The 26,086-nt window shown below is 68.1% G+C and carries 21 protein-coding genes and 2 pseudogenes; 6 read left to right on the top strand and 17 right to left on the bottom strand.

The features are described from left to right. Positions 1-71: 71 nt before the first annotated feature. On the top strand, positions 72-1,646 hold the full coding sequence (locus AB0N06_RS21755) for a recombinase family protein (protein WP_366136329.1): 1,575 nt from the start codon (positions 72-74) through the stop codon (positions 1,644-1,646). 411 nt (positions 1,647-2,057) lie between these two features. After that, complete coding sequence (locus AB0N06_RS21750; protein WP_366136328.1) at positions 2,058-2,408, top strand: hypothetical protein; 351 nt, start codon at positions 2,058-2,060, stop codon at positions 2,406-2,408. Positions 2,409-2,956: 548 nt separating this feature from the next. Here the strand turns inward: AB0N06_RS21750 and AB0N06_RS21745 are convergent. Then, positions 2,957-3,418 (bottom strand): DUF2199 domain-containing protein, encoded by a 462-nt coding sequence (locus tag AB0N06_RS21745; protein WP_366136357.1) that lies wholly within the window; start codon positions 3,416-3,418, stop codon positions 2,957-2,959. 202 nt (positions 3,419-3,620) lie between these two features. On the opposite strand from AB0N06_RS21745, the gene AB0N06_RS21740 reads away from it, so the two are divergent. From AB0N06_RS21740 to AB0N06_RS21730, 3 genes and pseudogenes are all read left to right on the top strand, one after another. Beyond that, positions 3,621-4,208, top strand: coding sequence for a recombinase family protein (locus AB0N06_RS21740; RefSeq protein WP_366136327.1), 588 nt, complete (start codon positions 3,621-3,623; stop codon positions 4,206-4,208). A 395-nt stretch (positions 4,209-4,603) separates the two neighbouring features. Continuing rightward, a pseudogene (locus tag AB0N06_RS21735) lies at positions 4,604-4,768 on the top strand (ATP-binding protein); the annotation flags it as partial. A 38-nt stretch (positions 4,769-4,806) separates the two neighbouring features. Beyond that, positions 4,807-5,547: a hypothetical protein gene (locus AB0N06_RS21730; protein ID WP_366136326.1), complete on the top strand. Its 741-nt coding sequence runs from the start codon at positions 4,807-4,809 to the stop codon at positions 5,545-5,547. A gap of 535 nt (positions 5,548-6,082) precedes the next feature. Here AB0N06_RS21730 and AB0N06_RS21725 read toward each other — a convergent pair. From AB0N06_RS21725 to AB0N06_RS21655, 15 genes and pseudogenes are all read right to left on the bottom strand, one after another. After that, complete coding sequence (locus tag AB0N06_RS21725) at positions 6,083-6,916, bottom strand: helix-turn-helix transcriptional regulator (RefSeq protein WP_366136325.1); 834 nt, start codon at positions 6,914-6,916, stop codon at positions 6,083-6,085. Next, positions 6,913-7,411 (bottom strand): annotated as a pseudogene (locus tag AB0N06_RS21720) (DUF6879 family protein). The gene AB0N06_RS21725 and the pseudogene AB0N06_RS21720 overlap by 4 nt, the downstream one beginning before the upstream one ends. Further along, entirely contained in the window at positions 7,395-7,604 is a 210-nt protein-coding gene (locus tag AB0N06_RS21715; protein WP_366136324.1) for a hypothetical protein, read from the bottom strand. Before AB0N06_RS21715 ends, AB0N06_RS21720 begins: the two are co-directional and overlap by 17 nt. Positions 7,605-7,771: 167 nt before the next feature. Beyond that, positions 7,772-7,960 (bottom strand): hypothetical protein, encoded by a 189-nt coding sequence (locus tag AB0N06_RS21710; RefSeq protein WP_366136323.1) that lies wholly within the window; start codon positions 7,958-7,960, stop codon positions 7,772-7,774. A gap of 2 nt (positions 7,961-7,962) precedes the next feature. Continuing rightward, positions 7,963-9,888 (bottom strand): TIGR03960 family B12-binding radical SAM protein, encoded by a 1,926-nt coding sequence (locus AB0N06_RS21705; RefSeq protein ID WP_366136322.1) that lies wholly within the window; start codon positions 9,886-9,888, stop codon positions 7,963-7,965. Positions 9,889-9,938: 50 nt separating this feature from the next. After that, a complete protein-coding gene (locus AB0N06_RS21700) occupies positions 9,939-11,465 on the bottom strand; it encodes a CYTH and CHAD domain-containing protein (protein ID WP_366136321.1) in 1,527 nt (508 codons plus the stop codon). A 60-nt stretch (positions 11,466-11,525) separates the two neighbouring features. Continuing rightward, positions 11,526-12,716, bottom strand: a complete 1,191-nt coding sequence (rodA, locus tag AB0N06_RS21695) for a rod shape-determining protein RodA (RefSeq protein ID WP_366136320.1) — start codon at positions 12,714-12,716, stop codon at positions 11,526-11,528. After that, positions 12,716-14,890, bottom strand: a complete 2,175-nt coding sequence (gene mrdA / locus AB0N06_RS21690) for a penicillin-binding protein 2 (protein WP_366136319.1) — start codon at positions 14,888-14,890, stop codon at positions 12,716-12,718. The genes rodA and mrdA overlap by 1 nt, the downstream gene beginning before the upstream one ends. Positions 14,891-14,948: 58 nt before the next feature. Then, positions 14,949-15,608 (bottom strand): rod shape-determining protein MreD, encoded by a 660-nt coding sequence (mreD, locus tag AB0N06_RS21685; RefSeq protein ID WP_366136318.1) that lies wholly within the window; start codon positions 15,606-15,608, stop codon positions 14,949-14,951. Between the two features lie 11 nt (positions 15,609-15,619). Next, positions 15,620-16,657 carry a rod shape-determining protein MreC gene (mreC, locus tag AB0N06_RS21680; protein ID WP_366136317.1) on the bottom strand — a complete coding sequence of 346 codons (1,038 nt, stop codon included), beginning with the start codon at positions 16,655-16,657 and terminating at the stop codon, positions 15,620-15,622. A 110-nt stretch (positions 16,658-16,767) separates the two neighbouring features. Then, positions 16,768-17,787 carry a rod shape-determining protein gene (locus AB0N06_RS21675; protein ID WP_266361529.1) on the bottom strand — a complete coding sequence of 340 codons (1,020 nt, stop codon included), beginning with the start codon at positions 17,785-17,787 and terminating at the stop codon, positions 16,768-16,770. A gap of 290 nt (positions 17,788-18,077) precedes the next feature. Next, on the bottom strand, positions 18,078-18,491 hold the full coding sequence (ndk, locus tag AB0N06_RS21670; protein WP_366136316.1) for a nucleoside-diphosphate kinase: 414 nt from the start codon (positions 18,489-18,491) through the stop codon (positions 18,078-18,080). Positions 18,492-18,591: 100 nt separating this feature from the next. Further along, positions 18,592-18,948, bottom strand: coding sequence for a DUF4233 domain-containing protein (locus AB0N06_RS21665; RefSeq protein ID WP_366136315.1), 357 nt, complete (start codon positions 18,946-18,948; stop codon positions 18,592-18,594). Between the two features lie 4 nt (positions 18,949-18,952). After that, positions 18,953-20,476 carry a folylpolyglutamate synthase/dihydrofolate synthase family protein gene (locus tag AB0N06_RS21660; RefSeq protein WP_366136314.1) on the bottom strand — a complete coding sequence of 508 codons (1,524 nt, stop codon included), beginning with the start codon at positions 20,474-20,476 and terminating at the stop codon, positions 18,953-18,955. A gap of 304 nt (positions 20,477-20,780) precedes the next feature. Then, a complete protein-coding gene (locus AB0N06_RS21655; protein ID WP_366136313.1) occupies positions 20,781-23,402 on the bottom strand; it encodes a valine--tRNA ligase in 2,622 nt (873 codons plus the stop codon). A 140-nt stretch (positions 23,403-23,542) separates the two neighbouring features. Between AB0N06_RS21655 and AB0N06_RS21650 the strand changes: the two genes are divergently transcribed. After that, positions 23,543-24,610, top strand: coding sequence for a hypothetical protein (locus tag AB0N06_RS21650; RefSeq protein ID WP_366136312.1), 1,068 nt, complete (start codon positions 23,543-23,545; stop codon positions 24,608-24,610). Positions 24,611-24,688: 78 nt separating this feature from the next. Here the strand turns inward: AB0N06_RS21650 and clpX are convergent, their stop codons facing one another. Next, positions 24,689-25,987: an ATP-dependent Clp protease ATP-binding subunit ClpX gene (gene clpX, locus AB0N06_RS21645; RefSeq protein ID WP_366136311.1), complete on the bottom strand. Its 1,299-nt coding sequence runs from the start codon at positions 25,985-25,987 to the stop codon at positions 24,689-24,691. Positions 25,988-26,086 lie beyond the last annotated feature (99 nt).

Raw genomic sequence — 26,086 nt, 5'->3', positions numbered from 1 at the left:
GACCTGGATGTGGGTGTCCATCTGCGGCTATAGCAAGACAGCTCCACATCCATCCTGTACGCTCCGCAACCATGAAGACGTACGACATCGAGAGCGAGTGGACCGCCTCGGACCTGGCCCTCCTGGAGGATCTGGAGCGGGCGGAGGCTCTGCTCCCCGAGGACGCTCCGCGCGCGCTCCTCTCCGTCCGCCTGTCCGTACTTACGGAAGACACCACCTCCCCGGTGCGACAGGAACTCGACCTGCGTCTCCTGGCCAGAGAGAAGGGGTACCGCGTTGTCGGCGTCGCCTCCGATCTCAACGTGTCGGCAACGAAGGTTCCGCCGTGGAAGCGGAAGGAGCTCGGCGAGTGGCTCAACAACCGGGCCCCGGAGTTCGACGCTCTGCTCTTCTGGAAGCTCGACCGCTTCATCCGTCGCATGACGGACCTGTCGACGATGATCGAGTGGTGCGAGCGGTACGGGAAGAACCTCGTGTCGAAGAACGACGCGATCGACCTCAGCACGACCGTGGGCCGGATCATGGTCACTCTCATCGGCGGCATCGCGGAGATCGAGGCGGCGAACACGTCAACCCGCGTGACGTCGTTGTGGGACTACGCACGCAGTCAGGACTCGTGGCTCGTTGGCAAGCCGACCTACGGCTACGTCACGACGAAGGTGGACGGCAAGCCGGCGCTCGCCATCGAGCCGAGCGCACACAAGGGACTGCACTGGGCCCGGCGCATGGCGCTCCGGGGCGTCTCCGCCCGACGCATGGCCCTCTGTCTCGTCCGCTCCGGGCTCATGTCGACGGGACTCACGACGTCGACTCTCCTTCGCCGCCTTCGTAACCCCGCACTCATGGGGTACCGGGTCGAGGAGAACAAGCAGGGCGGGAAGCGACGGAGCAGACTCGTCCTCGGCAACGACGGGAAGCCGATACGAGTCGGCCCTCCGATCTTCATCGAGGAGGAGTTCGAGACCCTTCAAGCGGCACTCGACCGCCGGGGCAAGAACCAGCCCACCCGACAGACGGGCGGAGCGACGCAGTTCCTGGGAGTCCTGATCTGTGTCGACTGCTCGACCAACATGACCGTGCAGAAGAACATGAGCAACGGCCGGAGCTACACCTACCTGCGCTGCGGCAAGTGCAAGGGTGGCGGCCTCGGGGCACCCAACCCGCAGGACGTGTACGACGTCCTCGTGGGCGACGTGCTCCGTGTCCTCGGCGACTTCCCCGTCCAGGTCCGGGAGTACGCGAAGGGAGCCGAGGCACGCGCCGAGGTGAAGCGGCTCGAAGACGCCATCTCCTACTACATGGCGGAGCTCGAACCAGAAGGCCGCTTCTCGAAGACGCGGTTCACTCGCGAGCGGGCGGAGAAGACGCTCGACAAGCTCACGGAAGAGTTGAGTGCCATCGATCCCGAGACCACGCAAGACCGTTGGGTCCTCGTGCACAACGGCAAGACCTTCCGGGCGATGTGGGAAGCGGGCGGCATGGAGGCCATGGCCGAGGACCTGCGCCGCGTGGGCGTCACATGCGATGTGACCCGTACGAAGGTGAAGGGGGTGCGAGCCCCGTCCGTACACCTGCGGCTCAAGATCCCGCGCGACGTACGCGAACGCCTGGTCATCAAAGGCGACGACTTCGCCGCAAGGCTCTGACGACCGAGCAGAGACGTACACCTCCGGGCCCCCGGGGCCAGCCAGGCCCCGGGGGCGTTCGGCTTGACGGCCGGTGCGGCCTCCGGGTAGGAAGACTCTCCCGCTCCTTCCTGGAGCGGGAGACCGTAGCTCCCGCCGTTCAGCGGCGGTAGAGCTGGCCACTCCGTGAGGGGCCGCGATCCCGAGGGGCTCGCAGGGACGTCGAGGACATCCCGAAGCGCAGGACGGTACTGCGCGACTTCCACCCAACGCTGAGGCGCGGCTCCGTGCTGCCCTCGGCCACCGCCAGGAGTCGCCAGCCCTTGAACATCACGATCGAAGTCGTCTGGACCTGTGAGGTCTGCGCCTCACCCCTCGTCGAGGGAGAGACGCACGACTGCGGCCGTGCCCCGCAGGAAGGGGGTGCGACCGGTGGCTATCAGCTTCGGCCGTGATCGCTCGTGGGGCGCAGTCTCCCAGCACGAGTACCGGCGCATGGCGCAAAATCCAGGACACCCTCTTGCCTACCGTGTGCACTTCGCCGCCATCGGATGGGCGGACAGGCAGGGACACGCAGGCTTCGAGCCCGGCCGGCTGGCCGCATTGCTGGGCAAGGAGGGCAAGCCGCTGTCCGACCAGAGCACCCGCAACGCGGTGGCCCGCGCCAAGGAGCTGGACCTTGTGTCGCCCCGTTCCGGGGCCGCCTGCCTCGTGCTCCCGCCTCACCTGTTCCAGAAGGGCAAGGGTGCACCAGTCCCCTGCCGACTCCATCAGAACCGGTGAGCACACGCGGGACGTGTAGTCAGAGCACCTCTGGCGTGTACCGACACGGCACCCGACCTGCGGAAACGCTCGCGTGCTCTCTTATCTATTTGGCTCCAGTGCAGTGCGGCCCCTATCGGGGCTGGCTGAGGAAGGCCGCGAGAACCAGCCGCAAGGGACACAAGGGGCGCGGCAGCGCCCCATAGGGGCAGGGCAACGGCGAAGAGAGAAGCGGCAGCGGGCGGCCTACCGGCCGCCACAGTCGCAGCGCTCAACAACAGTGCGGCCCGGCAGGGGCCGACAGGAGCAAGCCAGCAAGACCCGTGGGGGGCGCTACCGCGCCCCACTGCTTCAGCCGTAAGGCCCTGCTCCTCGCAGGCATCCGCCGCTGCGAACGAGCCAGGGAAGGCTGTGACCAGGCCATACGTCCCGCCATGGCTGTCTGCGGGCAAGGCAGACGGACCCTGAAACCGTGGCGGAATCTTGGCTGCCAAGACATGGCGGTCACGCAAGGACTTTCAGGGGGGCATACCCCACCCCTTCGACGCCGACGCGCTCAACCGTCTCGGTCAGCGGTCCTTGCCGTTGCCATGGAGGACGGCTTCGGCGATCTCCCGGACGCGCTCGAGACTGATGCCTGTGCGCTGCTCGACCGCGAGAGGATGATCGGTGGGCTCGAGCTCTATGAAGGGGCGCTGGCCGATCGGGCGGGTGTGAGCGTTCGTCTTCAGGTTGGTAGTGCCGGGCGAGTAGATCGGCAGCTCGGTGGTCAGCCAGCCGAAGTACGGCTTCTCGTCTTCGTGGCCGGGCGTGGTCCACATGTCGGCGGCCCGGGAGAAGTTGTCTCGACTGAGGGAAACCCAGACTCCCCACGAGAACACCTCGTCACTGCCGATGACGGGTATCTCGATCAAGCCCTTGATGAAGTAGTGCTGGGCCTTGATGACGCACTGGTCCGATGAGAGCAGGCTGTCGGATCGGCCTTCGAAACTCACATCCCAGACATCGGGGGCCGCGGCGCTGTAGCCCATCGGAAGTTCCGCGTGGTGCTTGCCGCAGCACGAACAGGTGTAACCGAGATCGTTGGTCATGCGCGGGAGCCTAGCTTCGCTGCGAAGCGCAACGACGAGACCGGTCTCGGCCCCTCGCGGGGACTCAACCCTGTTCAAAACCCGTCTCGAAACTCCCGCTCCAGGCTTGCTTTTTTGAGACGAGTTCTGAGACAGTCTCGTCATGGCAGAGATCACCACGTCCACGAGGCAGTTCGTCGGTTACGCCCGCGTCTCCACCGATGACCAGGAAGCGCAGTTGCAGCGCGACGCACTGACGGCCGCAGGTTGCGCCCGGATCTTCGAGGACAAGGCATCCGGCAAGAACACCAACCGGCCAGAGCTCACGGCCGCACTGGACTACGCCAGACCTGGCGACACCCTGTGCGTGTGGAAGCCCGACCGGTTCGCCCGCTCCCTCATCGACCTTGTGACCATGGTCGACACCCTCCGAGAGCGAGGCATCGGGTTCAAGGTACTCACGGGGGCACTGGCCAACATCGACCCCGGTACGGCGGACGGCCGTCTCATGCTTCAGGTGGTCGGGGCCATGGCGGAGTTCGAGCGCAGTCTCATCAAGGAGCGCACCCGTGCAGGGCTGGACGCGGCCAAGGCACAGGGGCGTACGGGCGGCCGGCCATCCGTGGTGGACGAGGACGTACTCACCGTGGCCCGCGCCAGGAAGGCCAAGGGAGAGAGCGTCAGCGCCATCGCCAAGGCCCTCGGAGTCTCCCGAGCTACGCTCTACCGGCACCTGGGAGAGAGCACCTGAGATAGGCACACAGCAGTGCAGACAGGCCCTCGGGGCTACGCCGGGGGCCGTTGTCGTACGTGGACGTACAGCACTGTCTGACGGCTGCAACGATGCTGGCCCCTCGACCCAAACCATGGGGACAGTCGACAGGGGCCAGCACAGGGACGCATGTCGCTCACGCCCCCCCTTCCAGCGCACCCCTGGTCTGTGTTGCTTGCCGCCCCTCAGTGCACCGGGGGTCTGTCTTGCTCGGCCCGCACCACCATGGCGAACGACGTACAGATCCGCCGGAAGCCGCGATGGTTGCTCATGCCCGCGTGGCTCATGCACTCGACGTCGACCGCCGCACTGTCCGTCGACGGCTCCGCCTTCCACTTGCAGTGCAGGCACTCCGCCTCAAAGGTCACGTCCGTGCCACCAACTCCCCGTTCGCCGAGTGGGACAAGACCTTCGGCGATCCCAGGCTCTGCGCGGCCATCGCCGACCGGATCACCTTCCGGTGCACGCTCATCCAGACCGGCACCGACTCCTACCGCTACCAGGCGACCCAGGACGAACGCCAGGGCAAGAAGCGGTGACTACCGCGCCGTCGACGGCTGCCGGATAGAGTTGCGAGGTGTTCGATGTCAAGGAACGGCAGCGTGTCCGGGATCAGTTGCTCGCATCTGCCGAGGAAGATCCCGGCATCGTCGGGGCCGCGATCACCGGCTCAGACGCACTCGGCGCAGCCGACCGCTGGTCGGACATCGACCTTGCGTTCTCGGTCCACGGCCGGCTCGATGAGGCCCTGGAACGCTGGACCGCGCGGATCTATCAAGACTTCGCCGCGGTCCACCACTGGGACCTGCCGTCGGGTAACGCCGTCTATAGGGTGTTCCTCCTGCCCGGGTGGCTCGAAGTCGATATCGCCTTCACCCCGGAATCCGAGTTCGGCCCTCTCGGCCCGGCATGGCGCACCGTCTTCGGCCAGACCAGCCAGCCCAGCCCCGGGCAATCATCCGATCACCAGCACCTGGCCGGCCTCGCCTGGCACCACGCCCTCCACGCCCGTGTATGTATCGAACGGCGCAGGTGGTGGCAGGCGGAATACTGGATCAGTGCGGTCCGCGACCACGTACTCACACTGGCCTGCCTGCGCCTGGGCCATCCCGCCAGCCACGCAAAAGGCACCCACCTTCTGCCGCAGGAACTCACCACACCGCTAGAAAAGACGCTGGTCCGATCACTGGACGAAGCAGAACTGCGACGCGCTCTGGAAGCTGCCACCGCCTCGCTGGCCACAGAACTGGCTCACACGGCTCCGGCCCTGGCAACGCGACTGCGGCCGATGCTGACCGAACTCACAAGCCCGGACTGACTCCCGCCAGGCGACCGGCACGTCTCGGCGTCAAGACCGACCGCAGAACGGGGCCGGGCCCTTCCAGACCGCGCCTGTCAGGGACACGGACCAGCAGAGCCCGGGAGTCACAAGCTACCGGGACGCCCGCACATCCTCGTCACAGACACTCCCGACCCCCAACCTGCGCCGAGAAAGTCACCCGATAGGGGTGGCTCCCATTCTCACCGCCGATCATGAACCCGTGCTGCGATCCATCCCCTTCACGGATGGACGAACGTGGCTCCCGAAACCGCCGTCCCACTGGCTCTCATACATCCCGCTAAAAACACGCCCACAGACGTGGCGTTCGCTCTGCTCACCGCGAAGCCGAGGCACTCACGGCAACCCGACACAGGGTCCGGAGGCGGAGACGGAAGGGACAGGTGTACGGGTCCCGACATGGTGGTCTGCTCACTGCTCATCTCGTACGCCTCCCGTGCGTTCTCCGATGGCAGGGGATCCTTGCCCGATGGTCGGGGGCGATTCGAGGTTCAGTCGCGTACTGGACTAAAGATCAGGACCGGAACGCCGTCGACCACTCGGCCAGCCGCTCCCGTGCGTCCTCGCCGAAGAGGGCGTGCTCGTCGTAACCGGCGAATTCGTCGAGGTACATCCGGACGTCTCTCGGGTCGCGGAACACCATCACCCCGGCCGTCGTCTCCACCGTGGCCAGCCGGTCGTCGTACACGGTGAACGTGTTCAGCGGACACCCCGGCAGGCGCGTCTCGATCGGGAGCACGCCAAGACGCACGTTCGGCAGGTGGGTCAGCGAAGCCAGCCGGTCGAGCTGGACGGCCATGGCATCCGGGGAGACGAACGGGGAGCGGGCCGCCTGCTCGGTGACGATGAAGGTGAACTTCTTCCGGCGGTCGTACAGGATCTCCTGTCGCTCCAGCTTCCTCGCCACGGCCTTGCTGTGGTCTCCGGGGATGTGGGCGAGGCTGGCCCTGATGTACTCCGGGGTCGAGAGCAGGGCCGTGAGCATCGAGAGCAGGAAGAACCGGAACTCCGTCGAAGGCGCTACGAGCCCAGCCAGCTCAAGCTGTTTCTTGTCCAGGCCCTTCCGTCGCATCGACCGCGCGTCCTGCCACTCCGTAGCGGCGATGCGGGCCAGCGCGGACACCTCCGCGACCAAGGCCGGCGGGGCGTCCAAGGCCCTGAGGATGCGCTCTATGTCCATCAGGGACGGGCGCACCTTCCCGCTCTCGATCCGGCTCACCTTCGACTGCGACATGTTGCAGCGCGCGGCGAGCCGGTCCCCGGAGAGACCGGCCTGCTTCCGCAGCTTGCGCAGTGTCGCGGCGAGTTCCTGGGAGGACTGACCGAGCTGCTCGGGCTCGAACGTCACTCGGTCACGTACTCCAAGAAGGGCACCGATTCCGCGATGGCCATGCGCTGGTATGCGACGAACGGAGCGGGGTCGCCCTCGTACAGCTCCCGCTCGATCTGCGTACCGTCGGCCTCGTACTTCATGAGGACGACCGTCGAGCGGTCGAACATCCAGAAGTCCTGAACATCGGGGAGCGGGTTCGGCCGGTCGGTGATGTCGAGGATGCGGATGTCCTCGCCCGCCGGGGCCTGGTGCCGGTAGTACCGCTCGAACTCGAACCGCAGGTAGTCCGTGAGGGGCCGGGTGACGGATGTGGACGCGGCCGACGTTGCGGGTGCGGACCATAGCCATCCACGCGTCCTCGTACGGGCCGGGGAAGCGAGCCCCCGCCTTGAAGGCGGCGAACTCTTCCGCTTCCTGCGGTACGAGGTACTGCGGCAAGGTCTCAAGGCGCCAGGCTTCGGTCTGGAACGTCTTGAACTTGTCCGCCCAGTCTTCACCATCCAAGAGCACGGACGGCCTCCCTCAGAACTTCCTCGGGGATCTCCACGAGTCCTTCGCCGACGGGCGGGGTGAAGGCAGTGGAGACGTCGCCCTGGACGACGAACGAGCCGGAGGCGGTGCGGTAGACGTTCGGGCAGTCGCCCTGCCCGCAGTTGCCACCATCGGTGTTGCCGGTGAGCCGTGTGAGTTCTTCGCGCGCCATGCTGAACCCCCTCTTGCGAGCCCTCTGCGGGCCCGGTCGCCACGACCGTACGAGCGGGGTGGACACGCCGTCTATGCGGAAGCGCGACTATGCGCGTTGTCGCATAAACAGGACCCCAGAAACGCCGAGAGGCGCCCGGACCAGATCGTCCGAACGCCTCTCTTCGCCTACACCCACTCGACCGCCGAGACGATGCTCGGGTCACGCCGAGGGGCGGGGAGCGGCGTGCGCCGCGTGGGGCGGGGAGCCTGCTCGCGCTCCTTCGTTCCGAGCCCTCGGAGGGCTTCGGCGCGGTCCGCCTCGGGTACGTCGGCAAGCGCCTCAGCCATCCGCTGGATGGCATCGCCGCTGGTCACGGCTACTTCTTGACCGTGAGCGGGAGCAGCTTCTTGCCAGTGGGGCCGATTTGTATAGCCGTGTCCATCTGCGGGCACACCCCACAGTCGAAGCACGGGGTCCAGCGGCAGTCCTCGACCTCGGTCTCGTCGAGCGAGTCCTGCCAGTCCTCCCAGAGCCAGTCCTTGTCCAGACCGGAGTCCAGGTGGTCCCAGGGCAGGACCTCCTCGTACGTCCGCTCGCGGGTGGTGTACCAGTCGACGTCCACGCCGTACTCGGGGAGCGTCTTCTCGGCGCAGGCCATCCAGCGGTCGTACGAGAAGTGCTCGCGCCAGCCGTCGAAGCGGCCGCCGGACTCGTAGACGGCGCGGATGACCGAGCCGACACGGCGGTCGCCGCGCGAGAGCAGGCCCTCGACGATGCCGGGCTTGCCGTCGTGGTAGCGGAAGCCGATCGAGCGGCCGTACTTCTTGTCGCCGCGGATCTTGTCGCGCAGCTTCTCCAGCCGGGCGTCGGTCTCCTCGGCGCTCAGCTGCGGGGCCCACTGGAACGGGGTGTGCGGCTTGGGTACGAAGCCACCGATGGAGACGGTGCAGCGGATGTCGTTCTGACCGGAGACCTCGCGGCCCTTGGCGATCACATTGACCGCCATGTCGCCGATCTGGAGGACGTCCTCGTCGGTCTCGGTGGGCAGGCCGCACATGAAGTACAGCTTCACCTGGCGCCAGCCGTTGCCGTACGCGGTGGCAACCGTCCGGATGAGGTCCTCCTCCGAGACCATCTTGTTGATGACCTTGCGCATGCGCTCGGAGCCGCCCTCCGGGGCGAAGGTGAGACCCGAACGGCGACCATTGCGGGTCAGCTCGTTGGCCAGGTCGACGTTGAACGCGTCGACGCGGGTGGAGGGCAGTGAGAGGCCGATCTTGTCCTCGGTGTACCGGTCCGCGAGCCCCTTGGCGAGGTCGCCGATCTCACTGTGGTCCGCGGAGGAGAGCGAGAGAAGGCCGACCTCTTCGAAGCCGGTCGCCTTGAGACCCTTCTCGACCATGTCGCCGATGCCGGTGATGCTTCGCTCCCGCACGGGGCGCGTGATCATGCCGGCCTGGCAGAAACGGCAGCCGCGGGTGCAGCCGCGGAAGATCTCGACGGACATCCGCTCATGGACGGTCTCGGCGAGGGGGACGAGAGGCTGCTTCGGGTACGGCCACTCGTCGAGGTCCATGACGGTGTGCTTGGACACGCGCCACGGCACGCCCGACTTGTTCGGCACGACGCGGCCGATACGGCCGTCCGGGAGGTACTCGACGTCGTAGAACCGCGGGACGTAGACGCCACCGGTCCGCGCGAGGCGGAACAGCACCTCCTCGCGCCCGCCGGGCCGGCCTTCGGCCTTCCAGGCGCGGATGATCTCGGTGATCTCCAGGACCGCCTGCTCGCCGTCGCCGATGACCGCGCAGTCGATGAACTCCGCGATCGGCTCGGGGTTGAACGCGGCGTGGCCGCCGGCCAGCACGATCGGGTCGTCGAGACCGCGGTCCTTGGCATCCAGCGGGATGCCGGCGAGGTCGAGGGCGGTGAGCATGTTGGTGTAGCCGAGCTCCGTGGAGAAGCTCAGCCCGAAGACGTCGAACGCCTTCACCGGGCGGTGGCTGTCCACGGTGAACTGCGGCACCTTGTGCTCGCGCATCAGCTCTTCGAGGTCCGGCCACACGCTGTACGTGCGCTCGGCCATGACGCCCTGGCGCTCGTTGAGCACCTCGTACAGGATCATGACGCCCTGGTTGGGCAGCCCGACCTCGTACGCGTCCGGGTACATGAGGGCCCAGCGGACGTCGCATTCGTCCCACGGCTTGACGGTGGAGTTGAGCTCACCGCCGACGTACTGGATGGGCTTCTGCACATGCGGGAGCAGAGCTTCGAGCTGTGGGAAGACCGAATCGACAGACATCGCGAACTTTCGAGAGCCGGCAGTGGTGACCATCCAGCGTACCCCGGCGCTCAGCTTGTCAGCTCCGACCGCAGTTCCGGCCGGGAGGCCCGCTCCCACACCCCGGGCAGTTCCCGTTCGCGGGCGGCCGCGTCCGCCTCCTCCCGCCCGTACAACAGACCCCAGGTGAAGGTGGACTCCCCCGCCGCGTGCGCCTGGGCGGCCACGGTGCGCAGGGCTTCGCGGGCGACGACGCTGTCCTGGTGGTCGCCGAGCACGGTCTGCACGGCCTTCATCCGCTTGGCGAACTTCTCGGCGGGCTTGCCCAGCGCGGGGGTGGCCGCCTCCCCCGCGTACCTGGCCCGCTTGGCGGCCTTGCGCGCCTGGTGCATCGCCACGTCCCGGTTCGGGCCGGCGGGGAGGTCCAGGGCGTGACCGATCCGGGTGGCGAGGCGCGCGTAGTCCTTCAGGACGGCGCGCGGCAGGGCGTCCTGCGCGCCGCGGTCCGCGGCGGGCAGCAGCGGCGGGTCGGCGAGGAACGCGTCGAGTGTGTCGAGGAGCGCCAGATACCGCTTCCCGTCGAGTACGCCGACGGTCCGGCGCCGGGAACCCGAGCGGCGGGCGGTGGACCAGATGCGCAGGCGGCTGCGGACGGGCCCGAGGACCAGGGTGCGGGACAGGTCCGCGATCCGGCTGCGGAGCCGTTCGTCGAGGACCTCCTGGTCCCGGTCGACGCCGAGCTCCGCGGCCACCCACTTCAGCTCGTCACCGATCGGATCGGTGACCGTCCGGTCCAGGATCTTCCCGTACGTCCTGAAGGCGCTGCGCAGTCTGCGTGTGGCGACCCGCATCTGGTGCACGGAGTCGGGCAGATCGCGGCGTACGGCGGGGTCGAGGGCGACGATCGCCGTGATCTGGTCTCGCGCGTAGGCCAGGACGTGGTCGCCCGCCGTCCGGGGCCGCGGCTTGCCGTCCCCCTCCGGGCGCTGCTTCCTCTTCGGGGCTGTCTCGTCGAGGGCCCTGGCCAGTTTGGACGACGCCGCGGAGGGGTGTACGCCGCCCTTGCGCAGCCGGCGTTCGACGGCGTCGAGGAAGGCGGGGTCGCCGTCGTCGGCGAGTTCGACCTCGATCTCGGTCCAGGCGGCGGTGCCACTGCCACCCGTGAGCCGCTCGGCCCGGACCTCGTCGACGCTGAGTTCGGCGAGCAGCGCGCCGTCGGCGTCGAGCAGGTGGTGGACGTCCCGGGTGGAGAGCAGCCGGACGACGGGGACGAGCTCCGTCCCGCGGACCCGGGAGCGCAGCAGCCCTGCGAGGCTGTCCGGAAGGGTGTCGGAGAGCGGGGCCCGGATCTCGTCGCGGATCCCGGAGGCGACCGGGAATTTGAGGTGCCAGCCGGCGTCGGCGCCGCCGGTGCGGCGGCGCAGGGTGAGCGCGTCGGCCGCGAGCCGGTGGTCCTCGGTGTCGTAGTAGACGGCGTCCAGCTCCGTGACGCCGCGGTGGTCCACGGCCGCGACGCCGGCCACCCGGGTCAGATCGGGAAGCCGGGTATCGACGGTGGCTTCGTACTTTCGCTCGATTTCACGCTTCGAGTCCGCCATGAACCGAATCTAGTCGTGTTTGCGCCCTCCGGGCAGAGGGCCGGGCGGATCCTCACCCGCTCAGGCCGACATCGGCCGCTGCACCCGGATCGACTGGAGCAGTCCGATGGCCACCCAGACGGCGAACATCGATGACCCTCCGTACGACACGAACGGCAGCGGGAGTCCGGCGACCGGCATGATGCCGAGCGTCATCCCGATGTTCTCGAACGCCTGGAAGGCGAACCAGGCGATGATTCCGGCGGCGACGATCGTGCCGTACAGCTCGGTGGTCTCGCGGGCGATCCGGCAGGCGCGCCACAGGACGACGCCGAGGAGGACGAGGATCAGTCCGGCGCCGAGGAAGCCGAGTTCCTCGCCCGCGACGGTGAAGACGAAGTCGGTCTGCTGCTCGGGAACGAACTGGCCGGTGGTCTGGGTGCCCTGGAAGAGGCCGGTGCCGGTGAGTCCACCGGAGCCGATCGCGATGCGGGCCTGGTTGGTGTTGTAGCCGACGCCCGCCGGGTCGAGCGCCGGGTTGGCGAAGGCGGCGAAGCGGGCGATCTGGTAGTCGTCGAGCAGGCCGAGCTGCCAGACGGCGACGGCTCCGGCCGCGCCGGCGCCGAGGAGTCCGAAGACCCAGCGGTTCGACGCGCCGGAGGCCAGGAGCACGCCGAGCACGATGACGGCCATGACCATCACGGAGCCGAGGTCCGGCATCCCCATGACGATCACCATCGGGACGAGCGCGAGACCGAGTGCCTTGGCGACGGTCCGGTGGTCGGGGTACAGCTGGTCGCCCGCGTCGACGCGGGCGGCGAGGACCATCGCCATCACCAGGATGATGGTGATCTTGGTGAACTCGGACGGCTGCAGGGAGAAGCCACCGCCGATGATGATCCAGGCGTGGGCACCGTTGACGGTGGCGCCGAGCGGGGTGAGGACCGCGAGGATCAGGAGTACCGAGAGGCCGTAGAGGACCGGGACGGCGCCGCGCAGGGTGCGGTGGCCGAGCCAGATCGTGCCGACCATCAGGGCGAAGCCGATGCCGGTGTTGAGGGCGTGCCGCAGCAGGAAGTAGTACGGGTCGCCGTGGTTGAGGGACTCCCGGCCGCGGGTCGCCGAGTAGACCAGGGCCGCGCCGATGAAGGAGAGCGCAACCGCGGAGCCGAGCATCGGCCAGTCGAGCCGGCGCACGACGGAGTCGCGGGCGGTGAGCCTGCCCCAGATGCCGCGGTCGGGGGCGTACCGGGAGACGGAGAAGCCGGCCATCAGTCGCGCCTCCCGAGCACCGCGGCGAGTGTCTGCTCCTCCGGGGTCTTCTGCGAGTTCGGGTCGTAGGGCTTGATCGTCGGGGCGTCGATCGAGCCGTCGTGCTGGATCTTGGGCAGGGACTTCTGCGGGGCGGCCAGCAGCGCCTTCTTGAGGTCCTGCTTGCCGGAGTCGTCGAGTCCGTAGATCGCGTCGTAGATGTTGCGGACGGCGGGCCCGGAGGCGCCGGAGCCCGTACCACCCTGGGAGATCGTCATGACGATCGAGTAGTCCTTGGTGTACGTGGCGAACCAGGAGGTCGTCTGCTTGCCGTAGACCTCGGCCGTGCCCGTCTTGGCGTGCATCGGGATCTTGTCCTGCGGCCAGCCGCCGAATCGCCAGGCGGCGGTACCGCGGGTCGCGACGCCCGCCAGCGCCCCCTCCATCTGCTTCAAGGTCTTGGCGCTGGCCGGCAGCTTGCCGTGCGAATGAGGCTCGATCCAGCGGACGTTCTTGCCGTCGGGGCTGATGATCGCCTTGCCGACCGTCGGGTCGTAGAGCGTGCCGCCGTTGCTGATCGCGGCGTAGATGGTCGCCATCTGGATCGGGGTGACGAGGGTGTCGCCCTGGCCGATGGAGTAGTTGATGGCGTCATAGGCGTGCAGCTTCATGCCCTCGAGGCAGTTCTCGTGGGCGAGCACAGTGCCGAAGTCCTTCTTCTTGGGCCATTGCTTGCCCTGTTCGCACCAGGCGTCCTTGTTGGCCTTCCAGAAGTCCTTCTTCCACTGGCGGTCGGGGACCCGGCCGGTGACCTCGTTGGGAAGGTCGATGCCGGTCTCCTTGCCGAGACCGAACTGGTGGGCGGTCTTGAAGAACCAGTCCTTGGCGTTCTTCTTGGGCTTCAGCCCGCCGTCCTTCTGCCACTGCTGGTGGCCGAGGGCGTAGAAGACGGTGTCGCAGGAGACCTCGAGCGCCTGGCCCAGGGTGATCGGGCCGTGGCTCTGCGATTCGAAGTTCTTGTAGACCTGGCCGTCGGCGCTGTACGAGCTGCCGCAGTTGTAGCGGCCGTCGAACGGGTAGCCCGCCCTGACGGAGGCCGCGGTCGAGACGACCTTGAAGATCGAGCCCGGTGCGGCCTGGCCCTGGATGGCTCGGTTGAGCAGCGGATAGTTGGACTTCTTGCTGGTCATCCGGGCGTAGTCCTTGCCCGAGATGCCGCCGACCCAGGCATTGGGGTCGTAGTTGGGGTTGGACGCCATCGCGACGACTCGGCCGGTCTTGGCCTCCATGACGACGACGGCGCCCGAGTCGGCCTTGTAGTTCTGGTTGGTGTTCTTGTCGAAGGTCTTACGGGCCGTCTTCATGGCCTCGTTGAGCTCGTACTCCGCGACGGCCTGGACCCGGGCATCGATGGAGGTGACGACGCTCGATCCGGGCTCCGCCTTGTCGTTCTTCGCCTGGCCGATGACCCGGCCGAGGTTGTCGACCTCGTAGCGGGTGACGCCGGCCTTGCCGCGCAACTCCTTGTCGTACGTGCGCTCCAGGCCGGATCGGCCGACCTGGTCGGAGCGGAGGTACGGCGAATTGGTGTTCTGGGCCTTGGTGATCTCTTCGTCGGTGACGGGCGAGAGGTAGCCGAGGACCTGGGCGGTGTTGGCCTTGCCGGGCGAGGCGTAGCGGCGTACGGCGGTGGGTTCGGCGGTGATGCCGGGGAAGTCCTCGGCGCGTTCGCGGATCTGCAGGGCCTGCTGGGTGGTGGCCTCGTCGGTGACCGGGATCGGCTGGTACGGCGACCCGTTCCAGCAGGGCTGCGGGGTCTTCGCGTCGCAGAGCCGGACCTTGTCGAGGACGTCCTTCGGCTTCATGCCGAGCACATCGGCGAGCCGGGTCAGAACGCCCTTGCCGTCGTCATCCATCTTCAGCAGCTCGGTGCGGCTGGCGGAGACGACGAGGCGGGTCTCGTTATCGGCGAGGGGCACGCCACGGGCGTCGAGGATGGAGCCGCGGACGGCGGGCTGGACAACCTGCTGGACGTGGTTGCTCCTCGCCTCGTCGGTGTATTCCCGGCCGTTGCGGATCTGGAGGTACCAGAGGCGGCCGCCGAGTGTCAGCAGCAGGGAGAAGACAAGGACTTGGATGACGATGAGCCTGATCTGGACCCGCTGGGTCCGGCCCGTCTCCGGAATGTTGCTCACGGGGCGCCCCCGGTGGTCGGGCCGGGTGTCCGGGGGGTGCCCCCCGGGAGATACAGCCTCACAGTCGCTTGGCTCCCTTGATCCGTCCGGCCCGTGCCGACCGGTTGCGGGCGACCTTCACCCGCAGTCCGGCGCGCTGGCTGCCGATCCTGAGTCCGGTGCCGGAGGAGAGCCAGCCCGAGGCCACGTCTCCGCCGGAGGGCTCGGAGATCGGGTCGTTCTCGGTGCGTCTGGCGAGCGCCATGATCAGTGGAACGGTGAACGGCGCGAGAAGCAGGTCGTAGACAGCGGCGGTGAACACCAGGCCGCCGAGGCCGACATGACGGGCGGCGGTGTCCCCGACGAGGGCGCCGACGAGGGCGTACAGCAGCGTGGATCCGATCGCGGCGGCCACGACCACGGTCATCGGGGCCAACGCGGACTTGAGCCGGCCGTTCTCCGGCCGGGCGAGTCCGGCGGCGTAGCCGATGATGCACAGGACCATGGCGTAGCGCCCGGCGGCGTGGTCGGCGGGCGGCGCCAGGTCGGTGAGGAGCCCCGCGCCGAAGCCGATCAGGGCGCCGGCCACATGTCCGTACACCAGGGAGAGGCCGACGACGACGAGGAGCAGCAGATCGGGGACGGCGCCGGGGAGTTGGAGGCGTGCGAGTACGGAGACCTGGACGACCAGGGCGATCACGACCAGCACGGTGGAGAGCAGAGTCCGGTTGAAGCGCATGGGGATCAGCTCTACCTCTGCTCGTTGACCGCGTTGCCGGTGGTTCCGGTGGGGCTGGGACTCCCACTGGGACTGCCGCTCGGGGTCTCGTTGACGTTCCCCACGACCTTTCCGTTGGTGTCGACGATGTCACCGTTGGGCGAGATGGTGACGGTGACCGTCGGGGTGGGGGTGGGTTTCGGTTTGGCGGGCTGTTTCGGCAGGACCATGTCGCGCGGGTCCTCGCGCGGTGCCTGGACGACGACGCCGACGATGTCGAGTCGGCTGAAGCCGGCGTACGGGCGGACATAGACGGTACGGGTGAGGTCACCGCCGGACGGGTCGACGCGGACCACCTCGCCGACCGGGACTCCGGGCACGAACGGCTTGTCCTTGCTGGAGCCGAAGGTGACCAGCCGGTCGCCCTTCTTCACCTGGGCCTTGCCGTTGAGGAATTGAACGGAGAGCGGGCGGTCTCCCTGGCCGGTGGCGAAGCCGAGTTCGTCGGTCTTCTCCATCCGGGTGCCGACGGTGAAGTCGGGATCGTTGGCGAGGAGCACCGTCGCGGTGTCCGGGCCGACGGTGGTGACGCGGCCGACGAGTCCGTCGCCGTTGATGACGGTCATGTCTCGCTTGAGGCCGTCGTTGGAGCCCGCGTCGATGGTGACGGTCCAGGAGAAGCCCTGGGCGGCTCCTATGGCGATGACCTGGGCGGCCTTGATGCCGTACTGCCCGGCGGCGGACTCCTTCAGCATCTTGTCGAGTTCGCGCACCCGGTTGCGGTTGCGGTCGTCGCTGCCGAGCTTCGTCTTCAGCTCGGTGTTCTGCTGTTCCAGGGCGGCGATCCGGTTGTGCCGTTCACCGGAGTCGCGGATCGCCCCTATGGCGTTGCCCACCGGATCGACGGCTGCCGCAACGCCGTTCTCGACCGGCCCGAAGGCCGTTGCGGCGGCCCGCCGGGCGCCGTCCACCGGTGACTCCTCGCCGCCGCGGATGTCCACCGTAATCAGTGCGAATGCGATGGCGATCAGCAGCACCAGGAGCAGCCGGCTCTCTCGTGTGTCCCTCACGTGCGGCGGCCGTGCCTTCCTCGTCGGAATGTTCGTGCCTGTATATCAACGATCCGCCGTATGGGGCGGCAGCGCCCGTACGGCGGACCGCTGTGTTGTCGTTCCCGGTGCTACCTGCGGGGCTGGGCGTCCAGCACCTGCTGGAGCGCCTCGAACTCCTCGACACACTTACCGGATCCGAGTGCCACCGAGTCCAGCGGGTCCTCGGCGATGTGGATCGGCATGCCGGTCTCACGGCGCAGCCGCTCGTCCAGTCCGCGCAGCAGCGCGCCGCCGCCCGTGAGGACGATGCCGCGGTCCATGACGTCGCCGGAGAGCTCCGGCGGGCACTTGTCGAGCGTGGTCTTCACCGCGTCGACGATCGCGTTGACCGGTTCCTCGATGGCCTTGCGGACCTCCGCGGCGGAGACGACGACCGTCTTGGGCAGTCCGGAGACCAGGTCACGGCCGCGGATCTCGGTGTGCTCGTCCTTGTCCAGGTCGTACGCCGAGCCGATCGTGATCTTGATCTGTTCGGCGGTGCGCTCACCGAGGAGGAGCGAGTACTCCTTCTTGATGTGCTGGATGATCGCGTTGTCCAGCTCGTCACCGGCGACCCGGATCGACTGGGCAGTGACGATTCCTCCGAGCGAGATCACGGCGACCTCGGTGGTGCCGCCACCGATGTCGACCACCATGTTGCCGGTGGCCTCGTGGACCGGCAGCCCGGAACCGATGGCCGCGGCCATGGGCTCCTCGATGATGTGCACCTGCCGCGCCCCGGCCTGCGTCGACGCCTCGATGACGGCGCGTCGCTCGACCCCGGTGATGCCTGAGGGCACGCAGACGACGACCCGCGGGCGGGCCAGGTAGCGGCGCTTGTGGATCTTCAGGATGAAGTAGCGGAGCATCCGCTCCGTGATCTCGAAGTCGGCGATCACGCCGTCCTTCAGGGGCCGTACGGCAACGATGTTGCCCGGCGTACGCCCGATCATCTTCTTGGCCTCGGAACCGACCGCCAGAATGCCGCCGGTGTTGGTGTTGATGGCCACGACGGACGGCTCGTTCAGAACGATGCCGCGCCCCCTGACGTACACCAGCGTGTTGGCAGTCCCTAGGTCGATAGCCATGTCACGGCCGATGAACGACATTGAGTTCCCCTTGTTCCCCATGAGGATGCGTCGGGCCTTCCCAAGAAGCGGTTATGGCTTGTTTTGGTAGGCGAGGTGAGCGCTGCGGGCGCGGATGATTCCATCGTAGTGCCGTGTTCACGGACACCGCGCGAGGGTCCTTCGCCATTGTGGGCGGAACGGGTGGCCGTTCCACTCATGGTGACGTTACGTCGGAGGGATGCGTTCCCGCGAACGGGGACCCTATACCGAAGGGCGACCGAATTACTTCGGTCGCCCCGGGTCATGAGCGCTGTTTGGCTGATTCGAGGTCAGGAAAGCCCCGGAAAGAACAGCTTCATTTCACGCTCTGCGGACTCCTCGGAGTCCGAGGCGTGGATGAGGTTCTCGCGGGTGATCGTGCCGAAGTCGCCACGGATGGAGCCGGGCGCGGCGGCGATCGGGTCGGTCGGGCCGGCCAGGGCACGGACGCCCTCGATGACCCGCTCGCCCTCGGCGACCAGGACGACGACGGGGCCGGACTGCATGAATTCGACGAGCGGCTCGTAGAACGGGCGGCCTACGTGCTCGGCGTAGTGCTGCTCCAGGGTCGCACGGTCGAGCGTGCGCAGCTCCAGCGCGGTGACCTGCCAGCCGGCCTTGCGCTCGATCCGGCCGACGATCTCGCCGATCAGCCCACGCCTGACAGCGTCCGGCTTGAGAATGACGAGGGTGCGCTGAGTCATGTGCGGCTCCTTGAGGGCATGCAGGTGCGGTGAGGTGAGGCTACAGGGGCACGAAGACGGGCCGACGGCCGGGTTTGCCCGACGTGCCCGGCTTCAGGTTTCAGCCGCCGGACGAGGCTTCGGTCGCCGCCTGGGCCGCCCAGCGTGCCTTCGCCTCGTCGACCTTGCGACCGTAGTGCACCGAGGCCCACCACAGTCCCCCGAAGACCAGCCCCAGGATGAACATCATCGGGACGACGAACCCGCTGGCGACCAGTGCCACCTGGAGCGCCCAGCCAAGGGCTGTGCCGCCGGGCCGGGTGATCATCCCGCAGAGCAGGACGGAGAGCAGCATGCCGACGCCGCAGACCGTCCAGACGGTGGTGTTCGACAGGTCGTCGGACTTCATGGCGACGAGTCCGGCGAACCCGATCACGAAGAATTCGCCGATCAGCGTCGACGCGCAGAGCGTACGCACAGGGTCAGTGCCTTCCCAGAAGCAGCCGGGCCTCGCCGACTGTGATCACGGAGCCGGTCACCAGGACGCCGGCGCCCGCGTACTCGTCCTCCTCCTCGGCGAGGGTGATCGCCGCCTCCAGCGCGTCGTCGAGGCGCGGCTCGACCTGGACGCGGTCGCCGCCGAAGACCTCGACCGCGACGGCGGCCAGTTCGTCGGCGTCCATCGCCCGGCCGCTGGAGTTCTGGGTGACGACGACCTCGGCGAAGATCGGCTCGAAGGCTTCGAGGAGCCCCCGGACGTCCTTGTCGTCGCTGGCGCCGACCACGCCGATCAGCCGGGAGAAGCCGAACGCCTCGGACAGCCCGTCGGCGGTGGCGCGGGCGCCCGCCGGGTTGTGGGCCGCGTCCAGGACGACGGTCGGGCTGCTCCGGACGACTTCGAGGCGGCCCGGCGAGCGGACCGAGGCGAAGGCCCGGCGGATCGTGTCGATGTCGAGCGAGCCGGACTGCTCGGCGCCGATACCGAAGAACGCCTCGACCGCGGCGAGCGCCACCGCCGCGTTGTGCGCCTGGTGGGCGCCGTACAGCGGGAGGAAGACCTCCTCGTACTCGCCCCCGAGGCCGCGCAGCGTCAGAAGTTGGCCGCCGACCGCGATCTCGCGGGAGACGACGCCGAACTCCATGCCCTCGCGAGCGACCGTGGCGTCGACTTCGACGGCCTTCTTCAGCATGACCTGCGCGGCGTCGACCGGCTGCTGGGCCAGGATGACGGTGGCGTCCTGCTTGATGATTCCGGACTTCTCACCGGCGATCTCGGCGGGTGTGGCGCCGAGCCGGTCGGTGTGGTCCAGCGAGATGGGGGTGACGACGGCGACCGAGGAGTCGATCACATTCGTCGCGTCCCAGCTGCCGCCCATGCCGACCTCGACGACCGCGACGTCGACCGGCGCGTCGGCGAAGGCCGCGTACGCCATGCCGGTCAGCACCTCGAAGAAGGAGAGCCGGTAGGGCTGCTGGGCGTCGACCATCTCGACATACGGCTTGATGTCGTTGTACGTCTCGATGAACCGCTCCGGGTCCATCGGCGCACCGTCCAGGCTGATCCGCTCGGTGATCGACTGGACGTGCGGCGAGGTGTAGCGGCCGGTGCGCAGCTCGAAGGCGCCGAGCAGGGCCTCGATCATGCGGGCGGTGCTGGTCTTGCCGTTGGTGCCGGTGATGTGGATCGACGGGTACGCGTGCTGCGGCTCGCCGAGCACGTCCATCAGCGCGGCGATCCGCGACACGGACGGTTCGAGCTTCGTCTCGCCCCAGCGGCCGGCGAGCTCCTGCTCCACCGCGCGCAGCGCCTTGTCCACCTCCGGGTCGGCGGGTCGGGCGGGGACCTCGTCACCCGGGACCGGTCCCGAGACCGTGCGCAGGGTGCGGCTGCCGGCCTCGATCACCGCCAGGTCGGGGTCGCGTTGGGTCGCTTCGTCGACGATCTCCGCGAAGGTGTCGTCGGACTCGGACGCGTCGTGCCGGTCTGAAGGGCGGGGCTCACTCACGGGTCCCAGTCTACGGATCGGGACGCACATCCGGCGCGGGGCCCGGCCACGGTCACGAATCGCCCGCCCGGGCCGCTGACGGCACGACGCGCCCCGGGGGCACATGGTCGTCCCTGCCCTCTGAGCCTGACTGCGGCGCCCGAGCGGTGCGCGCCCCGGCGTCCGGGCGGACGGCTGCCCTGCACCGGACACGCCGTACGAGCCGCTGCCGCGGACCCGGCCGCGGCGCGGGCGCCGCCACGGGTACGACGAAGCCCCCGTGTCCCTGGTCGGTCAGGGACACGGGGGCTTCACGCTCAGGTCATCAGCTCTGCGGCAGGTTCGCCAGCTGAGCGGTGATCCGCGCGATGTCCGCGTCGGCCTTGGCGAGCCGGGTACGGATCTTGTCGACCACGTTGTCCGGCGCCTTGGCCAGGAACGCCTCGTTGCCGAGCTTGGCGTTGGCCTGGGCCTTCTCCTTCTCGGCGGCGCCCAGGTCCTTCGTCAGGCGCTTGCGCTCGGCCTCCACGTCGATGGTGCCGGACAGGTCGAGGGCGACGGTGGCGCCCGCGACCGGCAGCGACGCGGTGGCGTGGAAGCCGTCACCGGCGGGCTGCAGGCGCAGCAGCTGGCGGATGGCCGCCTCGTGCGGGGCGAGCGCCGTGCCGGTCAGGGTGAGCTCGGCCGGGACCTTCTGGCCGGGCTGGAGACCCTGGTCGGAGCGGAACCGGCGGACCTCGGTGACGACCTGCTGGACGAGCTCGATCTCCTGCTCGGCGGCCGCGTCGCGGAAGCCGGAGTCCTTCGGCCAGTCGGCGATGACGACGGACTCGCGGCCGGTCAGCGTGGTCCAGAGCGTCTCGGTGACGAACGGGACGACCGGGTGCAGGAGCCGCAGCATCACGTCGAGGACCTCGCCGAGGACCCGGCCGGAGAGCTTCGCCTGCTCGCCGCCCGCGAAGAACGTGGTCTTCGACAGCTCGACGTACCAGTCGAAGACCTCGTCCCACGCGAAGTGGAAGAGCGCCTCGCTGAGCTTGGAGAACTGGAAGTCGTCGTAGAACGCGTCGACTTCGGCGACGGTCTTGTTGAGCTTCGACAGGATCCAGCGGTCCGTCGCGGACATCTGCGACGGGTCGGGCAGCTCGCCCTCGATCGTGGCGCCGTTCATCAGCGCGAAGCGCGTGGCGTTCCAGATCTTGTTGGCGAAGTTGCGGGAGCCCTGGACCCAGTCCTCGCCGATCGGGACGTCGACGCCCGGGTTGGCACCACGCGCCAGGGTGAACCGCAGGGCGTCCGAGCCGTACTTGTCCATCCAGTCCAGCGGGTTGACGACGTTGCCGAACGACTTCGACATCTTCTTGCCGAACTCGTCACGGACCATGCCGTGCAGAACGACGGTCTCGAAGGGCGGGACACCGTCGTTGACGTACAGGCCGAACATCATCATCCGGGCGACCCAGAAGAAGAGGATGTCGTAGCCGGTGACGAGGACGGAGTTCGGGTAGAACTTCGCGAGGCTGTCGGTCTGCTCCGGCCAGCCGAGCGTGGAGAACGGCCAGAGGCCGGAGGAGAACCAGGTGTCCAGGACATCGCTGTCCTGCGTCCAGCCCTCGCCCGTGGGGGCCTCGTCGTCCGGTCCGACGCAGACGACCTCGCCGTTCGGGCCGTACCAGACGGGGATGCGGTGACCCCACCAGAGCTGGCGCGAGATCGTCCAGTCGTGGAGGTTGTCGACCCAGTCGAAGTACCGCTTCTCCATCTCCTGCGGGTGGATCTTGACCTTGCCGTCGCGGACGGCGTCACCGGCCGCCTTGGCGAGCGGGGCGACCTTGACCCACCACTGAAGGGACAGCCGCGGCTCGATGGTGGTCTTGCAGCGCGAGCAGTGGCCGACCGAGTGGAGGTACGGGCGCTTCTCGGTGACGATCCGGCCCTCGGCACGCAGCGCGCCGACGATGGCGGACCTGGCCTCCAGGCGGTCCAGGCCCTCGAAGGGGCCGGGGACCGTGATGACGGCGCGCTCGTCCATGACCGTGAGGAACGGCAGGTCGTGGCGCTTGCCGATCTCGAAGTCGTTCGGGTCGTGCGCGGGCGTCACCTTGACGGCGCCCGTGCCGAACTCCGGGTCGACGTGGTGGTCGGCGACGACGGGGATCGTACGGTCGGTGAGCGGCAGCTTGATGCGCGTGCCGACGAGGTGCTTGTAGCGCTCGTCGTCGGGGTGGACGGCGACGGCGGTGTCACCGAGCATCGTCTCGGCGCGGGTGGTGGCGACGACGATGGTCGCGTCACCGTCGCCGTACTTCATGGAGACGAGCTCGCCGTCGTCGTCCTGGTACTCGACCTCGATGTCGGAGATCGCGGTCAGACACCGGGGGCACCAGTTGATGATGCGTTCGGCGCGGTAGATCAGCCCGTCGTCGTACATCTTCTTGAAGACGGTCTGGACGGCGGTGGAGAGGCCCTCGTCCATGGTGAAGCGCTCACGGGACCAGGCGACGCCCTCGCCGAGGCGGCGCATCTGTCCGGAGATCTGGCCGCCGGACTCGTTCTTCCACTGCCAGACGCGCTCGACGAAGGCCTCCCGGCCCAGGTCGTGGCGGGACTTGCCCTCCTTGCCGAGCTCGCGCTCGACGACGTTCTGGGTGGCGATGCCGGCGTGGTCCATGCCGGGCTGGTACAGCGCCTCGAAGCCCTGCATGCGCTTGCGCCGGACAAGGGCGTCGATCAGCGTGTGCTCGAAGGCGTGCCCCAGGTGCAGGCTGCCCGTGACGTTCGGCGGCGGGATGACGATGGAGTACGGCGGCTTCTCGCTGTGCTCGTCGGCTTCGAAGTAACCACGTTCTACCCAGCGCTCATACAGCTTCCCCTCTACCTCGGCCGGTGCGTACTGGGTCGGCAGTTCGGGGTTGCTGGCTGGCGTCTGCTGAGTGTTCTCGGTCACGGGGGACAGTTTAGGGCCGCCACGGTCGTGTACTGAAACTGGTTTGTCGAGTAACGGTGTGACTCCCGTTGCTCCATCCGGGTGGACCTTCCGTCAGGATGTTCGGAACGCATAAGCATGACGAACAGGGGACACCGCAGATGAGCTACAACCAGCCGGGCCCGTACGGCGGCCAGCCGCCGCAGGGCCAGCCCGGACCGTACGGTGGCCAGCCTCCGCAAGGCCAGCCCGGCCCGTACGGTGGTCAGCCTCCGCAGGGTCAGCCCGGACCGTACGGCCAGCAGCCCGGTCCGTACGGCCAGCAGCCGGGCCCGTACGGCGGCCAGCCGCCGCAGGGCGGCCAGCCGGGTTACGGGTACCCGCAGCAGGCCCCCCAGGGTGTTCCTCAGCAGCCCCAGCCGGGCTACGGCTACCCGCAGACCCAGCAGCCGGGCCCGTACGGCCAGCAGCCCCAGGCACCGTACGGCCAGGCTCCGTACGGCGGCCAGATGCCGATGCCCCCGGCCCCTCCGAAGAAGAAGACCGGCCTGATCATCGGCGGCGTCGTCGTGGCGCTGGCGGTCATCGCGGGCGGGGTGTACTTCCTGACGTCGGGCGGTGCCAGCAACAGCGACGTCGCGGACAGCACCAAGGGCTACAAGCTGACGCCGGCCGCTTCTGTCGGCGAGTACAAGAAGGAGTCGAAAGGATCGAGTCCTTCGACGCCGTTGACCGGTGAGCACAAGACGAAGGCCGAAGCGATGGGGATCAAGAATCCCCAGCAGACGGTGGCCCAGTACAGCGCGGGCTCCAAGGACAATGAGCTCAGCGTCAAAGGCCTCACGCTCCAGGGCCTTTGGGGCGATGTCACCGATCCCGCGAAGGTCATCGACAATTCGTTCACGAACACCGAGAACGACATGAAGAAGAGCAACACGGGCATGGACTACTCCCTCATCGGTAGTCCCAAGGCCGTGACTCCGGCCGGATTCAAAGGCGCACTGATGAAGTGCCAGGACATCAAGGTGACCAACAGCAAGGGCGACGGAACCGCTAAAGGCGGCCCCAAGGAATTCACCATTCCCACCTGCGTGTGGGCCGACTACAGCACGGTCGGCGCGGTGAGCGGTGTCGACGTGGCACTCTCCATGGCCGGCAAGGGCATGTCGCAGGACGACCTGGCCGCCCTGGCCGCCAAGCTCTACAACACGTCCCGCACCAAGATCTGAGCACTCGGTACAGCGGAAGGGGCGCCCGGCCAGTCACTGGCCGGGCGCCCCTTCGCGTACGTCGTGCTACCGCAACCGCTACGCGGACTTCTCGTGCCGCCCGTCGTCGCCCTGGCCGATCGTCCGCGGCTCGCGCGGGACCAGCGTCGGGTTGACGTTGTTGCGGACCACGTCCGCCGTGATGACGACGCGGGCCACGTCCTTGCGGGACGGCACCTCGTACATCACGGACTGGAGTACCTCTTCCATGATGGCGCGCAGACCGCGCGCGCCGGTGCCGCGCAGGATCGCCTGGTCGGCGATGGCCTCCAGCGCCGGGCGGTCGAAGTCCAGCTCCACACCGTCGAGCTCGAACAGGCGCTGATACTGCTTCACCAGCGCATTGCGCGGCTCGACGAGGATCTGCAGCAGCGCCTCGCGGTCCAGGTTGTGGACCGAAGTCAGCACGGGGAGACGGCCGATGAACTCGGGGATCATCCCGAACTTCACCAGGTCCTCCGGCATGACCTCCTGGAACTGGTCGCTCGCCTCGATCTCGCGCTTGGAACGGATCGTCGCGCCGAAGCCGATGCCCTTGGCGCCCGCCCGCGATTCGATGATCCGCTCCAGACCGGCGAAGGCACCGCCCACGATGAACAGCACGTTCGTCGTGTCGATCTGGATGAACTCCTGGTGCGGGTGCTTCCGGCCGCCCTGCGGCGGTACGGAGGCGGTGGTGCCCTCCAGGATCTTCAGCAGCGCCTGCTGGACGCCCTCGCCGGAGACATCGCGGGTGATCGACGGGTTCTCGCTCTTGCGGGCGACCTTGTCGATCTCGTCGATGTAGATGATCCCGGTCTCGGCCTTCTTGACGTCGTAGTCCGCGGCCTGGATCAGCTTCAGCAGGATGTTCTCGACGTCCTCGCCGACATAGCCGGCCTCCGTCAGCGCCGTCGCGTCGGCGATGGCGAACGGGACGTTGAGCATACGGGCCAGCGTCTGCGCGAGGAGCGTCTTGCCGGAGCCCGTGGGGCCCAGCAGCAGGATGTTGGACTTGGCCAGCTCGATGCCGTCGTCCCGGCCCTGCGCGCCGCCGTTCTCGCCCGCCTGGACCCGCTTGTAGTGGTTGTACACAGCGACCGAGAGGGCCTTCTTCGCGGGTTCCTGACCGACGACGTACCCCTCGAGGAACTCGTAGATCTCGCGCGGCTTGGGGAGTTCCTCCCACCGCACCTCGGAGGTCTCCGCGAGCTCCTCCTCGATGATCTCATTGCAGAGATCGATGCACTCGTCGCAGATGTACACACCGGGTCCCGCGATGAGCTTCTTCACCTGCTTCTGGCTCTTTCCGCAGAACGAGCACTTGAGCAGGTCGCCGCCATCACCGATGCGTGCCACGAGGTGCTTCCCCTTCGCCTGGGAGCAGCTTGGTTCAGCGGCTCCTGGTGCCTCTATCCGACGGTACCTTGCCTGGCCCCCCGTTCGGGCCCCCCTTGG

It is taken from the genome of Streptomyces sp. NPDC051020, from assembly GCF_040683105.1.
GTDB lineage: Bacteria > Actinomycetota > Actinomycetes > Streptomycetales > Streptomycetaceae > Streptomyces.
This window is presented reverse-complemented; position numbering and strand designations above follow the sequence as displayed.